Annotated in this window: 14 protein-coding genes; 4 read left to right on the forward strand and 10 right to left on the reverse strand. The window is 69.8% G+C overall.

Annotated elements, in window-relative coordinates; genetic code table 11:
* Positions 1–38: 38 nt before the first annotated feature.
* Both DEI83_RS14425 and DEI83_RS14430 read left to right on the forward strand, forming a co-directional pair.
* The gene (locus DEI83_RS14425; RefSeq protein WP_258371239.1) at positions 39–1,061 is read left to right on the forward strand and encodes an acyl-CoA desaturase; all 1,023 of its coding nucleotides are present in this window, start codon (positions 39–41) and stop codon (positions 1,059–1,061) included.
* 122 nt (positions 1,062–1,183) lie between these two features.
* Complete coding sequence (locus tag DEI83_RS14430; protein WP_065963953.1) at positions 1,184–1,390, forward strand: cold-shock protein; 207 nt, start codon at positions 1,184–1,186, stop codon at positions 1,388–1,390.
* 99 nt (positions 1,391–1,489) lie between these two features.
* Here the strand turns inward: DEI83_RS14430 and DEI83_RS14435 are convergent, their stop codons facing one another.
* Both DEI83_RS14435 and DEI83_RS14440 read right to left on the reverse strand, forming a co-directional pair.
* Positions 1,490–2,164, reverse strand: coding sequence for a hypothetical protein (locus DEI83_RS14435; protein WP_111082639.1), 675 nt, complete (start codon positions 2,162–2,164; stop codon positions 1,490–1,492).
* Between the two features lie 64 nt (positions 2,165–2,228).
* The gene (locus DEI83_RS14440; protein WP_181431249.1) at positions 2,229–2,771 is read right to left on the reverse strand and encodes an amino-acid N-acetyltransferase; all 543 of its coding nucleotides are present in this window, start codon (positions 2,769–2,771) and stop codon (positions 2,229–2,231) included.
* 124 nt (positions 2,772–2,895) lie between these two features.
* Between DEI83_RS14440 and DEI83_RS14445 the strand changes: the two genes are divergently transcribed.
* Positions 2,896–3,348 carry an SRPBCC family protein gene (locus tag DEI83_RS14445; RefSeq protein WP_110825660.1) on the forward strand — a complete coding sequence of 151 codons (453 nt, stop codon included), beginning with the start codon at positions 2,896–2,898 and terminating at the stop codon, positions 3,346–3,348.
* Positions 3,349–3,489: 141 nt separating this feature from the next.
* Here DEI83_RS14445 and DEI83_RS14450 read toward each other — a convergent pair whose 3' ends face one another.
* Complete coding sequence (locus DEI83_RS14450; RefSeq protein ID WP_111082640.1) at positions 3,490–6,009, reverse strand: ATP-dependent Clp protease ATP-binding subunit; 2,520 nt, start codon at positions 6,007–6,009, stop codon at positions 3,490–3,492.
* Positions 6,010–6,234: 225 nt separating this feature from the next.
* On the opposite strand from DEI83_RS14450, the gene DEI83_RS14455 reads away from it, so the two are divergent.
* A complete protein-coding gene (locus DEI83_RS14455; RefSeq protein WP_111082641.1) occupies positions 6,235–7,167 on the forward strand; it encodes an NAD(+)/NADH kinase in 933 nt (310 codons plus the stop codon).
* A gap of 197 nt (positions 7,168–7,364) precedes the next feature.
* On the opposite strand, the gene DEI83_RS14460 is transcribed toward DEI83_RS14455, so the two are convergent.
* The 7 genes from DEI83_RS14460 to DEI83_RS14485 all read right to left on the reverse strand — a co-directional run bounded on the left by DEI83_RS14460 (position 7,365) and on the right by DEI83_RS14485 (position 13,882).
* Positions 7,365–8,417: a sigma-70 family RNA polymerase sigma factor gene (locus tag DEI83_RS14460; protein WP_111082642.1), complete on the reverse strand. Its 1,053-nt coding sequence runs from the start codon at positions 8,415–8,417 to the stop codon at positions 7,365–7,367.
* Positions 8,418–8,762: 345 nt separating this feature from the next.
* Positions 8,763–8,894 carry a hypothetical protein gene (locus DEI83_RS16295; protein WP_258371237.1) on the reverse strand — a complete coding sequence of 44 codons (132 nt, stop codon included), beginning with the start codon at positions 8,892–8,894 and terminating at the stop codon, positions 8,763–8,765.
* Between the two features lie 91 nt (positions 8,895–8,985).
* A complete protein-coding gene (locus tag DEI83_RS14465) occupies positions 8,986–9,189 on the reverse strand; it encodes a hypothetical protein (RefSeq protein ID WP_111082643.1) in 204 nt (67 codons plus the stop codon).
* 76 nt (positions 9,190–9,265) lie between these two features.
* Positions 9,266–10,810, reverse strand: coding sequence for a lysine--tRNA ligase (lysS, locus tag DEI83_RS14470; RefSeq protein ID WP_181431250.1), 1,545 nt, complete (start codon positions 10,808–10,810; stop codon positions 9,266–9,268).
* Positions 10,811–10,883: 73 nt separating this feature from the next.
* Positions 10,884–11,576: a Rossmann-like and DUF2520 domain-containing protein gene (locus DEI83_RS14475; RefSeq protein ID WP_111082669.1), complete on the reverse strand. Its 693-nt coding sequence runs from the start codon at positions 11,574–11,576 to the stop codon at positions 10,884–10,886.
* On the reverse strand, positions 11,573–13,330 hold the full coding sequence (locus tag DEI83_RS14480) for a PH domain-containing protein (RefSeq protein WP_146243361.1): 1,758 nt from the start codon (positions 13,328–13,330) through the stop codon (positions 11,573–11,575). The genes DEI83_RS14475 and DEI83_RS14480 overlap by 4 nt, the downstream gene beginning before the upstream one ends.
* A 30-nt stretch (positions 13,331–13,360) precedes the next feature.
* Complete coding sequence (locus DEI83_RS14485; protein WP_111082645.1) at positions 13,361–13,882, reverse strand: PH domain-containing protein; 522 nt, start codon at positions 13,880–13,882, stop codon at positions 13,361–13,363.
* Positions 13,883–13,933 lie beyond the last annotated feature (51 nt).

Here is a 13,933-nt window from a genome sequence, read left to right on the forward strand (position 1 = left end):
CCCCCGGAGCCCCGACCCCCACGTCGACGTACAAGGACCTGCTCGAGCGTGTCCGCGTCGAAGGCCTCCTCGAACGCCGTGTCGGCTTCTACTGGGCCGTCTTCAGTGTCCTGACGGTCCTCACCGCCGCGACCTTCGTCGTCTCCGCCATGCTCGGTGCCTCGTGGTTCCAGCTCATCCCGGCCGCCGTGCTCGGTGTCCTGTTCACGCAGTTCGCGTTCCTCTCGCACGAGGCCGCGCACCGCCAGATCTTCGCCTCGCGCAAGTGGAACGACCACGCCGGTCGGTGGCTCGGCGTGTTCGTCGTCGGCCTGTCGTACTCGTGGTGGATGAACAAGCACAACCGTCACCACGGCAACCCGAACACGATCGGCAAGGACCCGGACATCGCCCCCGACGGCGTCGTGTTCATCGAGGAGGACGCCGTGCAGCGCCGCGGGTTCCTCCGCAAGCTCGCGATGGTCCAGGGCTGGGCGTTCTTCCCGCTCCTGACACTTGAGGGCGCCAACCTGCACTGGCTCTCGATCCGCGCGGTCGTCACCGGGAAGGCCGCCAAGGGCACCGTCCAGGAGCGCCGTCTCGAGGCCGTGCTGCTCCTCGCGCGCTTCGGTCTGCTGGCCTGGTTCGTCTTCGCCGTGATGCCGCTCGGCATCGGTTTCGCCTTCCTCGGCGTCCAGATGGCGGTCTTCGGCGTGATGATGGGTGGGTCGTTCGCGCCCAACCACAAGGGCATGCCGGTCATCGCCGAGGGGGCCAAGATCGATTTCTTCTCGCGCCAGGTCCGGACTTCCCGTAACATCACTGGTGGCGTGTGGGTGGACCACCTGCTCGGTGGCCTCAACCACCAGGCAGAACACCACCTGTTCCCGAGCATGGCGCGGCCCAACCTGCGTCGTGCGAAGGCCCTCGTGCGTGAGCACTGCGAACAGCACGGGGTCCCGTACACGGAGACCACGATCTTCCGCTCCTACGGGATCGTCGTCCGGTACCTCAACCGGGTCGGTCTCGCAGCGCGCGACCCGTTCACCTGCCCGATGGTCAGTGCGTACCGATTGCACTGAACCTCTGATCTCCGTCGCCCCGCTCGATGCCGGGTGCCGCACACAACTCGATGGCAACGTCGTCGAAACCCGCGGTGGTGGAATTCTCTCGCCGCGCACGTAAGAAAGTAAGGAACGCCGAAATGGCAACTGGAACTGTCAAGTGGTTCAACAACGAAAAGGGCTTCGGCTTCATTGCGCCGGACGACGGCAGCGCTGACGTCTTCGCCCACTTCTCCGCGATCGGTGGCAACGGCTACAAGTCGCTCGAGGAGAACCAGAAGGTCGAATTCGAGATCACCGAGGGCCGCAAGGGCCCGCAGGCGGAGAACATCACCGTCATCGGCTGACACCGGTCTTCGTGAGCGCCGGGTCGGAGGAACCATCCTCCGGCCCGGCGCTTCGTCGTTCCCGGAGCCGACACGCCGGCTCGGCGGAGTCGTCCGAGGTCAGTCGAGGACGAACTGCACCGACTCGGCCGACTCGATCGACCCGACGCCGACCTGCAGGTGGTAGCTGGCCCCACCCGCCGTGACCGCGGGCCGAGCGGCGTCGCACGTCGTGGTCGACGAGCGGGTCCGGTCCCAGGCGATCGCCGGCGTGGTGAGCTCCTGGCCCGCCTTCAGCGTGACGTCCTGGTCGACACCGCCCGTCTGGCAGTCCTTCGACGACCAGTACTGCTCCTCGCCCGAGGTGATGGTGAGCACCTGCTGCGACGAGCCGAGGTTCAGGTGGCACGAGTTCGACCCGGTGTTCTCGATCGTCATCGCGATCTGCGGGTCCTCGGTGGCGCTGTACACGCGCTTGTCGACGACCGGCGTGAGCACGACCTGGTCCTCGTCGCACGCCGCGCCGTCCTTCCTCGCCGGGGCGGACGGGGTCGCCGAGGCGGTCGGAGCGGCTGACGAGGTGGACCCGGCAGGCGCGCTCCCGGCAGCCGGCCCGGCGGAGGGACGAGCGGTGGGAGCGTCGGTCTGTCCGGCGGCGGGGGCGCCGTTGCCGCGTCCGACGACGATGAGGACGACGACGACCGCGACGAGCAGGACCACCCCGAGCACCAGGGCTCGGCGGCGCCAGTACACACCGGGGCGTTCGGGTCCGACGGGGTGGCGCAACGACGACATGCGCACAGGGTAGACACCAGCACGGGACCGTCCGGGGAACCCCGCCGAGGGGCAGGGGAAGCCGTCAGAGGATCTTCAGCATGCGGGTGTTGCCGAGGGTGTTCGGCTTGACCCGGGCGAGGTCGAGGAACTCCGCGACCCCTTCGTCCGACGACCGCACGAGTTCCGCGTAGACCTCCGGCGGGACGACGGTCTCGCCGATCTCGAGGTAACCGTGCTTCGTGAAGAAGTCGACCTCGAAGGTGAGGCAGAAGATCCGAGCGACCCCGAGCTCGCGGGCGTCGTGCTCGAGCGCCTCGAGCATGCGGTGGCCGACGCGCTTGTGGATCCAGTCCTGGTCGAGCGCGAGGGTGCGGACCTCGGCGATGTCGTCCCAGAACACGGCGAGGGCGCCGCAGCCGATGGGCACGCCGTCGGGTCCCTCGGCGATCCGGAACTGCTGGATGGAGCCGTACAGGACGACGTTCTCCTTGCCGAGCAGGATCCGCCGGTCCGCGTACGGTGCGATCAGCCGTTGGATGTGTGGGACGTCGGACGCGAGGGCGGGGCGCACCAGGATCCCGTGCTCGTCCCGTTCGGAGAACGCATGCCGTCCGTGCTCAGTCATCCGCCCAAGCCTACGACCCCGGCGGACGTCACACCGCGTCACGGGGGACACGCATCGGGGGCACCGCTCAGGCACATCGGCCTACCGTCCGACCTACACCAGTACGACGAGCAGGAGGAGCACCATGCCCCAGATCATCGAGACCGTCGACGTCAACGTCCCCGTCCGCGCCGCCTACGACCAGTGGACCCGCTTCGAGGAGTTCCCCACGTTCCTGGACGAGGTCGAGAAGATCGTCCAGGTCGACGACACCACCACCGACTGGACCGTGAAGGTCGCCGGCCAGGAGCGTTCGTTCCGCGCCCTCATCACAGAGCAGCACCCGGACGAGCGTGTCGCCTGGACCGTCAAGGACGGCGAGACCGAGCACGCCGGTGTCGTCACCTTCCACAAGCTCTCGGACGCCGAGACCCGCGTCACCGTGCAGATCGACTGGGAGCCCTCCGGCATCCTCGAGAAGCTCGGCTCCGCGGTCGGCGTCGGCGGCCACGCCGTCAAGAAGGACCTGCAGAACTACAAGGAGCGCGTCGAGGCGGCCCCCACGGCCGACGGCTGGCGCGGTGACGTCCAGGCGTAGGACGCACCCGCAGCGCTGACCGGAGGCGCGGTACCGCTCGGTACCGCGCCTCCGGTCATGTCCGGGCTCTGCACCCATGACGGACGGGAGGCCCGGTACCAGCTGGTACCGGGCCTCCCGTCTGTCTCGTGCCTGGGCTGACTAGCCCTCGTTCTCGCCGGTCGGCGCCTCAGGCGCCTTCTCGAGCGAGGGAGCGCCGGCGAGGACCTCTTCGCGGCCCGGCTGACGCCCGGTCTCGAACTGGAACGCACCGTCGGCGAAGTCGACCTTCACGTGGTCGCCGGCGTTGAGCTCACCCTGCAGGATGTGCTCGGACAGCTGGTCCTCGACCTCGTGCTGCATCGCGCGACGCAGCGGTCGGGCACCGAGGGCGGGGTCGAACCCGACCTTGATGAGCTGCTCCTTGGCCGGGAGCGTGAGCTCGACGGTCATGTCGCGGTCGAGCAGACGGTCCGACAGGCGCTTCACGAACAGGTCCACGATCTGCAGCAGCTCGGACTGCGACAGCTGCGGGAACACGATCGTGTCGTCGACGCGGTTGAGGAACTCGGGCTTGAAGTGCTTCTTGAGCTCCTCGTTCACCTTCGAGCGCATGCGGTCGTAGCCGACGGCCGAGTCACCCTCGACCTGGAAGCCCACCGGACCACCGGCGATGCCCTGCGAACCGAGGTTCGTGGTCATGATGATGACGGTGTTCTTGAAGTCGACCACGCGGCCCTGACCATCGGTCAGACGACCCTCTTCGAGGACCTGCAGCAGCGAGTTGAAGATGTCCGGGTGGGCCTTCTCGATCTCGTCGAACAGGACCACGGAGAACGGCTTGCGGCGCACCTTCTCGGTGAGCTGGCCGCCCTCCTCGAACCCGACGAACCCGGGAGGGGCACCGAACAGGCGCGAGACGGTGTGCTTCTCGCCGAACTCCGACATGTCGAGGGAGATCAGTGCGCCCTCGTCGTCGAACAGGAACTCCGCGAGCGCCTTGGCGAGCTCGGTCTTCCCGACGCCCGTGGGGCCGGCGAAGATGAACGAGCCCGAGGGGCGGTTCGGGTCCTTGAGGCCGGCACGGGTGCGGCGGATGGTCTTGGAGAGGGCCGAGATGGCCTCTTCCTGACCGATGACGCGCTGGTGCAGGGCCTTCTCCATGAAGACGAGACGCGAGGTCTCCTCTTCGGTGAGCTTGAACACCGGGATGCCCGTGGCCTGCGCCAGGACCTCGGCGATGATGCCCTCGTCGACGGTGCCGGACGCGGCGACGTCACCGGCACGCCACTGCTTCTCGAGGCGGAGACGCTCGCCGAGGAGCTTCTTCTCCTCGTCGCGCAGGCTCGCGGCCTTCTCGAAGTCCTGCTCCTCGATGGCGGCTTCCTTTTGGCCGCGGACCGTCGAGATCTTCTCGTCGAACTCGCGGAGCTCCGGCGGCGCCGACAGGATCGACAGACGCAGGCGGGCGCCGGCCTCGTCGATCAGGTCGATGGCCTTGTCGGGCAGGAAGCGGTCCTGCACGTAGCGGTCCGCCAGGTTCGCCGCGGAGACGATCGCCCCGTCGGTGATGGACACCTTGTGGAACGCCTCGTACTTGTCGCGGAGGCCCTTGAGGATGTTGATCGTGTGCGGCAGCGACGGCTCGTTGACCTGCACCGACTGGAAGCGGCGCTCGAGGGCTGCGTCCTTCTCGAAGTGCTTGCGGTACTCGTCGAGCGTGGTGGCGCCGATGGTCTGGAGCTCACCGCGGGCGAGGAGGGGCTTGAGGATCGACGCCGCGTCGATCGCACCTTCGGCGGCACCGGCACCCACGAGGGTGTGGATCTCGTCGATGAAGACGATGATGTCGCCGCGGGTGCGGATCTCCTTCGTGACCTTCTTGAGGCGCTCCTCGAAGTCACCGCGGTAGCGGGACCCGGCGATGAGCGACCCGAGGTCGAGCGAGTAGAGCTGCTTGTCCTTCAGCGTCTCGGGCACGTCGCCCTTGACGATCGCCTGGGCGAGGCCCTCGACGACGGCGGTCTTGCCGACGCCGGGCTCACCGATCAGGACGGGGTTGTTCTTGGAGCGACGGGAGAGGATCTGCATGACCCGCTCCATCTCCTTCTCGCGCCCGATGACGGGGTCCAGCTTGCCGTCGCGCGCCGCCTGGGTGAGGTTCCGACCGAACTGGTCGAGGACCTGCGAACCCTGCTGCGCGTTCTGCTGCTGCTCGCCGCCGACGGCGACCGCTTCCTTGCCCTGGTAGCCGGACAGGAGCTGGATGACCTGCTGGCGGACCCGGTTGAGGTCGGCGCCGAGCTTCACGAGGACCTGGGCTGCGACGCCCTCGCCCTCGCGGATCAGGCCGAGCAGGATGTGCTCGGTGCCGATGTAGTTGTGGCCGAGCTGCAGCGCTTCGCGCAGGGACAGCTCGAGGACCTTCTTGGCGCGCGGCGTGAACGGGATGTGCCCGGTCGGCTGCTGCTGGCCCTGCCCGATGATGTCCTGCACCTGCTCGCGGACGGCATCGAGGGAGATACCGAGCGACTCCAGCGCCTTGGCGGCGACGCCCTCGCCCTCGTGGATGAGGCCGAGGAGGATGTGCTCCGTACCGATGTAGTTGTGGTTGAGCATCTTCGCTTCTTCTTGAGCGAGGACGACAACACGACGGGCCCGGTCGGTGAATCTCTCGAACATGTGCTCTCCCTTGGCCCCGTTGGATCGGGGGCCGACAGCCGGACTCGTGTGAGTCCGGTCACGTACATCGAGACTAACCAGCGCTCCCCGTCATGGCTGCCCCTGTTCGCCGTGGGCGTGACCTCGGAGCGCGGCGCGCACCGAGCCTGCCGGGAGGCCCGCCCCGGCCACCGCGGGCACGTCCCGTCCGCCGGTTCCCGAGAGCCGACAGGTACGATCCGGGACATGGAGCAGCCCGTCGTCGGCCTCGTCGTCCACCCGTCGAAGAACGTCCAGGAGTCCGTCGACATCCTGGACCGCTGGAACTCGTCCGGCGCCGGTCGCCTCATGGCGCGGAGCATCGACGCCGCCCGGCTCCGGAGCGACATCGACGTCGTGGACGACGACGAGTTCACGGACCGGGTCGACCTCGTCGTCGCACTCGGCGGCGACGGCACGATGCTCGGCGCGATGCGGCTCGTCGCCCGACGGCCCGTGCCGGTGCTCGGCGTGAACTACGGCAACGTCGGGTTCCTGGTGGAGATCGAACCGCCCGAGCTCGAGGCCGCGCTCGAACGGCTCTCGGCCGGGCAGTACCAGCTCGAACCGCACCACGCCCTCGAGGCCCGGCTGTCGTGGGGTGGCGCCCGGACCGACTACCTGGCGTTCAACGACATCACCATCGTCCGTCGCCCCGGTGCCGGCCAGGTCTCCGCGGACCTCAGCGTCGGCGGGCTCATGTACGGCTACTACCGCGCGGACGCCATCGTCGCGGCGACGCCCGCCGGGTCCACCGCGTACAACTACGCCGCGGGTGGCCCGGTCCTCTCCCCCGCACTCTCGGGCTCGGTCGTCACGCCGGTGGCCCCGATGGCGGGCATCGACCGCTCGGTGGTGCTCGCCGCCCGTGAGCGCTACCGGTTCGACATCGCCGAGGGCACCCGCAGCGCAGCGCTCGAGGTCGACGGGTTGGTCGTCGGAGAGGTCGCGACCGGTGCGCAGCTGGAGGTCCGGCTCCGCAAGGACGCCGGCAGCGTCGTCCGGCTCGACGCCGAGCGCCACGGCCGCACCGGGCGGCTCAAGCTCGGCCTCCTGGACCTGCCGCTCCGGCCGGACCAGCTCATCGAGCTCATCCCGCACGACCTGCGGCAGAAGCTGCGACGCGAGACCGAGGACTGACGCACGCCGAGCCTCCCGGCCCGACCGACGCGACGCGACGCGACGCGCCGGAGCGGACGGGAGGCCCGTGGAACGACGGAAGGCCCGTCCGGTTCGCACCGGACGGGCCTCATCCCATCACCCCACGGATCGTCTTCCCACGGATCGACCCGGATCCCCGCACCAGCTCCGCCAGGAGCCGGCCGAAGTCTGCCGACCTACTCGGTCAGGTACAGCTGCATGTCCTGCGAGACCGCCTTGGCGAACAGGCGCAGCTTCGCACGCGACTCGACGCGGCTGACCGCCTGACGAGTGGTGTGCACGATCTTCGAGATCTCGTCGAGCGTCATCGGCTTGTCGTCGTCCAGGCCGTAGCGCATGCGGATGACGTTGGCCTCGTCGCTCGGCAGCTCGGCGACGATGGAGCGGATGTCGCGGTGCAGGAGCGTCGTCTCGGTGAGCTCGTTCGGGCTCGCGGCGTCCTCGTCCTCGATGAAGTCACCGAGTTCGCTGTCGTCGGAGTCGCCGACGACGGTGTGGATCGAGACCGGCTCGTGCGAGCGGCCCTTGAGGTCGACGAGCTCCTCGACGCTCATGCTCAGCTCGGCGGCCACTTCCTCCGGCATCGGCGCACGGCCGAGGTCGACGGTGAGATCGCGTTCGGTGCGCGAGATCTTGTTGATCAGCTCGACGGTGTGCACCGGGATGCGGATCGTGCGCGCCTTGTCGGCGAGGCCACGCGAGATCGCCTGGCGGATCCACCAGGTGGCGTAGGTCGAGAACTTGTAGCCCTGGGTGAAGTCGAACTTCTCGACCGCACGGACCAGGCCGAGGTTGCCCTCTTGGATGACGTCCATGAACGGCAGCCCGCGCTGCGAGTAGCGCTTGGCGATGCTGACGACCAGGCGGAGGTTCGAGGTGATCATGCGCTCCTTGGCGCGCTCACCGTCGCGGACGAGCCAACGCAGTTCGCGCTCGAGGGACTTCTCGAGGCCCTGCTCGTTGTGGAGCTTCTCCTCTGCGAAGAGGCCGACCTCGATGCGGCGGGCGATGTCCGCCTCTTCCTCGGCGGTGAGGAGCGCGAGCCGGCCGATGTGGCGGAGGTAGTCGCCGACCTGGTCGACGGATGCGCCGCGGACGCCGGCGAGCTGCTCGTCCGCCTCGACCTCGGCGACGGTGTCGAGCGTGGTGGCCTCGGCGGAGGTGGTCTTGGTCGCTGCCTTCTTGGTGCGGCGCGAGGTGGTGCTGGGTGCGGCCGTTGCGATCGCCATGGTGACTCTCCCTGCCTGTGACGGTGATGGTCCTTCGTGGGCTGAGACCGAGTTTGGCGGGCCGGAGGTGTACCCCACAAACCGGAGCGATCGATTCTCAGGCTTCTCCGTGCTTCACCCTCGGGGGACACTGCGTCGGGGTACACCCCGTCGCCGCCGGATCACGCTTCGATCCGCGTCAGCGCGCCGATCGGCCAGGAATGACAAGCGTGTGACTCCAGCTGTGCCCCGAGGGGGACTGCTGTACCCCGGGGTGCAACGTGTTCCGGACAAGGGAAAAGGGGTACGTCGCGCCGGATCGTGTGATCCGGCAGACGTACCCCGAAGAGGATGCGGTGGGAGGCCTCACCAGGAGGGTTCGAGCCACCCGTCCCTGGCCTTGGAGACCTCGAGGTCGGCGTCGCGGTCGAACTCGTCGTACTCGCTCTCGATGTCACCGACGAGGCTGCGTGATGCGGAGGGATGCAGGATGGACATGCCGACGATGCTCACACCGCGGGACGACGACGGCGTGAACGACGGGTGACCGTCAGGACACCGGACGGTGCCGCGGGACGACCGTCGTCGGCTACTCGGCGCTCGTCGATGCCGAGGTGGTGATGCCGCGCTCACGCTCGAAGCGGGCGCGCTCCTCGGCCTCGATCTTGGCGTAGGCGGTGCGCTCGGTCCGGTCGGCACGGATGATCGCGCGCATCACGAACCAGAAGATCAGCCCGAGCAGGACGGTCGGGGTCAGGGCGAAGACGATCCCACTCACGAGTCCATTCGGCACGCGTTCATGGTACCCCGCCCGGTCGGGAGGCCGTGGCTGGTCCGACGCGCACCGGGCCTCCCGGACGGGGTCCGGCCTACTTCACCAGCGGGAAGAGGATGGTCTCGCGGATGCCGAGGCCGGTGATCGCCATGAGCAGTCGGTCGACGCCCATGCCCATGCCACCCGACGGCGGCATCGCGTGCTCGAGCGCCCGGAGGAACTCCTCGTCGACGCGCATCGCCTCGGGGTCGCCGCCGGCGGCCAGGCGCGCCTGCTCGACGAACCGCTCGCGCTGCACGACGGGGTCGACGAGCTCGGAGTAGGCCGTCGCCAGCTCGAACCCGCGCACGTAGAGGTCCCACTTCTCGACGACGCCCGGACGGGTGCGATGCTGCCGCGTCAGGGGCGAGGTGTCGACCGGGAAGTTCATCACGAAGGTCGGCGCGTACAGCTCGTCCGAGTTGAAGTGCTCCCAGAGCTCCTCGACGTACTTGCCGTGCGTGGCGTGCGCGACCTCGACGCCCTCGGCCTCGGCGAGCGCCTGCAGCTCGGACACCGGCGTCTCCGGCGTGATCTCGCGCCCGGCGGCCTCGGACAGCGACCCGTACATGTCCATGCGGGCCCACTCCCCGCCGAGGTCGTAGTCCGAGCCGTCCGGCAGCGTCACGACGAGGGGACCGCCGGTGACCGCGCGGGCGGCGTTCTGCACGAGCTCCTGCGTCAGGTCAGCCATCTGCTCGTAGTCGCCGTACGCCTGGTACGCCTCGACCATGGCGAACTCGGGCGAGTGCGACGAGTCGGCGCCCTCGTTCCGGAAGTTCCGGTTGATCTCGAACACCCGGTCGATGCCGCCGACGACGGCCCGCTTGAGGAACAGCTCCGGTGCGATGCGGAGGAACAGCTCGGTGTCGAAGGCGTTCGAGTGCGTGACGAAGGGTCGGGCGGAGGCGCCGCCGTGCTGGGTCTGCAGCATCGGGGTCTCGACCTCGAGGTACTCGTGCGACGTGAACGTCTGCCGGAGCGACGACATCACGGCAGCACGGGCACGGACGGTCGTCCGGGCGTCCTCGCGCACGATGAGGTCGAGGTAGCGCTGTCGGACCCGGGTCTCCTCGTTCAGCTCGTTGTGCAGGTTCGGCAGCGGCAGGATCGCCTTCGCCGCGATCGCCCACTCGTCGACCATGATGCTCAACTCGCCACGACGCGAGGAGACGACCCGGCCGTGCACGAACACGTGGTCCCCGAGGTCGACGAACTCCTTCCAGCGGGCCAGCGACTCGTCGCCGACCTCGGCCAGGGAGACCATCGCCTGGATGCGGGCGCCGTCACCGGACTGCAGCGTGGCGAAGCAGAGCTTGCCGGTGTTGCGCGAGAACACGACCCGGCCGGCGAGGCCCACGACGTCCTCGGTCTCCTGCCCGGTCTCGAGGTGCTCGTACTGCGCACGCACGGCGGGGATCGTCGTCGTGATCGGCAGCTCGGCCGGGTACGCGTCGACACCGGACTCGAGGAGCCGCGCACGCTTGTCCAACCGGACCTGACGCTGCTCGCTCGTCTCCTGCTCGGCCAGTGCGGCGGCGTCGGCGACGGCGGTCTCGGCCGCGGTGTCGGTCGTGGCGGGGGCGGTCTCGTCGGTCATGCGGGTGCGGCTCCGGAGGTCGTGGGGGATCGCGTCGATGCTACCCGCCCGGCCGCCCTCCCCCGGTCGTCCCTCAGAGCGCCGACTGCCCGTCCGCCGCGGTCAACGCGTTGTCGACCGCCGACCGGACGAGCGCGCCGAGCACCCGCCCGGGGTGCTCCACCCCGATGCCGGCCAGCGCGCCCACGGACTGGTCGATGATCGCCGTCGAGAAGCTCACCGCCGCGCGCACCCCGTCCGCGTACGCCGGCCGGTCCTGCTCGGCGACGACGAACGGCTCGGCGCCCATCTCCACGACGAGGGCCTGCGCGATGGGGAGGACCGGCGCCGGTGCGGTGACGGCGCAGTACGCGTCCCGCAGCCGGGCGAGGTCGACGCTCGTGCCGGTGAACGCCATCGCCGGGTGGATCGCGAGCGGGATCGCCCCGGCCCGCATCGCCGGCGCCAGGACGTCGACGCCGTGGTCGGGACTGGTGTGCACGACGAGCTGGCCCGGCTGCCAGATCCCCGCGTCGGCCAACCCCTGCACGAGCGAGGGCAACTGGTCGTCCGGCACGGCGAGGAGCACGAGTTCGCTCCGCTCGACGAGCTCCGGGGTGCCGAGGACCGGCGCGCCGGGGAGCATCGCCTCGGCGCGGTCGCGGCCGGCTTCGGAGACGGCGGTGATGCCGACGACGGCGTGCTCGGCGTTCGCCAGGGCCGCGCCGAGCACGGGGCCGACCCGTCCGGCGCCGATGATGCCGACGCCGAGCCGTCCGGCCCTCATCGCACCGCTCCCGGCCCGGGCACGTCCGTCCAGCCGGAGCCCGCGTCGCCGGTCCCGGCGAGCGGCGCGCCCTGCGTCAGCCACGACGGTGCGGCGGGCGCTCCGCCGGGCACGGGGACCTGCGCGTGGTGACCTGGCACACCGATGGTCGGTCGGGCCTCCTGGCCGTCGCGCCAGCGGTGCGAGGTGTCGGCGGCGGCGGCCTCGACGGCGCGCTCGGTGGTGCCCGACCAGAGGCGCTGCGCGTCGCCGGCGTCGAGCGCCCCGACACGGGCGGACACCGGACCGGACACCGTGTGCACGTGCACCGACGCCAGGCGCAGCGCGCGCTCGAGCGGCCCCTGCGTCACCTTGACGCTCTGCACCCGCGGCAGCGGCACGACCACGAGGGAGCGCCACACCGCACCGAGGCGGAGCAGCACCGCACCGGGCACGAAGCGGTACCCGTTGCGCGACGCCGAGAACGGGCGCAACCACCGGCCGCGTCCCGGCGAGTGGACGAACCCGCCCTCGTCACCACTGGTGGTGAGGCTGTCGTCGACGACGCCCACGGCCTCGGCCGAGCCCTCACGCATCCGCTCCATCGACGCAGCCGGGCCGACGACGGCCGACCCGACCAGCTCCGGCAGGATGATCTCGAGCACCTGACGGACGTCCGCCGCGGTACCGACGGGCAGCACGATCGACGACACCTGCTGGTTCGTCGACGCTCCGTTGCCGGCGTTCGTCGCCCGGTTGATGCGGATGTCCCACCAGCCGAACGGACGCCAGAGCAGCGGCTGCGCGACGCTCACGGCGTGGATGCGGCCGGGCGGCAGGGTCTCGTTCGAGGTCGAGAACAGACCGAAGCCGATCCGGATGCCGTCACGTGTCTCGGCGATCGTGTACCGCAGCGACTTCGAGAACTTCCGGACGTAGTAGCCGCCGGCGCCGATCACGGCCGGGAACAGCGACACGAGCAGGAAGTACCGCCCGGTCAGGCTGATGCTCACGATGATCGCGACGACGAGCAACAGGATGACGACGGTCGTGCCGGAGAGCAGCATCGACGCGATGAGCCGACCGGGGTGCACGCGCACGACCCGGGTGGCGTGCACGGCCTCGGGGTCGAGCTCCGGGGCCAGGAACTCGCCGACCCGCCCGTGGCGGACGCCACCGGCGGCGGCCGCGGCCTCCGATGACCGACCGGGGTCCTTCGCGCCGGAGGCGAGCACGAGGATGCGCTGCCGGAGGTCGTCCGCCGCCTTCGCCCCGAGGTACGCGAGCTGCACGTTGGCGTCGTTGCCGGCCTGCGCGACCTCGAGCTTGGCGGTGCCGAACAGCCGCGGGATGAGCGGCCGCGAGATGTTGATGCCCTGGATCCGGTCGAGCCGGGCCTTGCGGTGCGTGCGGAACACGACGCCGGACCGGACCTCGACGATCTCGCCCGTCACCCGGAACTCGTGCATCCGCCACGACAGGTAGAACAGCCCGATGAGCACGAGCAGCAGCACCGCGATGCCGAGCAGCACCCAGCCGACCACGCCGTGCTCGTACACGTAGCGGACCGGGTCACCGTCCTCCTGCGGGCCGCCGGAACCGGGGATGAACACCTCGACGATCTGGTCGCGCAGGTTGTTGAGGACGTACCCGAGGATCACGACCAGGAAGATGCCGCCCTTGAGCAGCGGCGTCAGCGGGTGCAGGCGGTGCCACTCGCCGTCGGTGAGGGGCGCGGCGGCGGCCGCGTTGCCCTTGTGGGGCGGTGCGGACATCGGGACGTCGGGTCGGAACGACACGGCCGCCTACAGACCCGCGCGACGGGACTCGGCGAGCTCGACGAGTCGGTCACGGAGTTCGTCGGCCTGCCCGGCGGGGATGCCCGGGATGCGGATGTTCGACGAGGCGGCCGCGGTGACGAACTTCAGCTCGCTCATGCCGAGCGCCCGGTCCAGCGGACCCCGGTTGACGTCGACGAGCTGCAGGCGCCCGTACGGCACGGCGGTGAACCGCTGCCACATCAGGCCGCGGCGGAGCACGAGGTCGTCGTCGCGCAGTGCGTAGCCGATCGACCGGATACGTCGCGGGGTGAGGACGACGGTGACGAGCGTGACGATGCCGACGACGGCACCGAGGACGAACCAGACGAGGCCCGCCGTGCCACCGGTGCCACCGCTCGCGACCCCGAGCAGGACGAGGCCCGCGGTGACGATGCCGCCCACCAGGACCGTGCCGACCAGGTCGGTCCAGACCAGCTTGGTGGAGACCCGGGTCCAGGTGACGTCGTGCAGTCCCAGGCCGGTCTCGTCGAGTCGTTCGCGCGGCATCGGGGGTCTCCTGGTCTGCGGTGATCGGTCCTCGTCGACCGGCAGCACCGG

It is taken from the genome of Curtobacterium sp. MCBD17_021 (assembly GCF_003234525.1).
Classification (GTDB): domain Bacteria; phylum Actinomycetota; class Actinomycetes; order Actinomycetales; family Microbacteriaceae; genus Curtobacterium.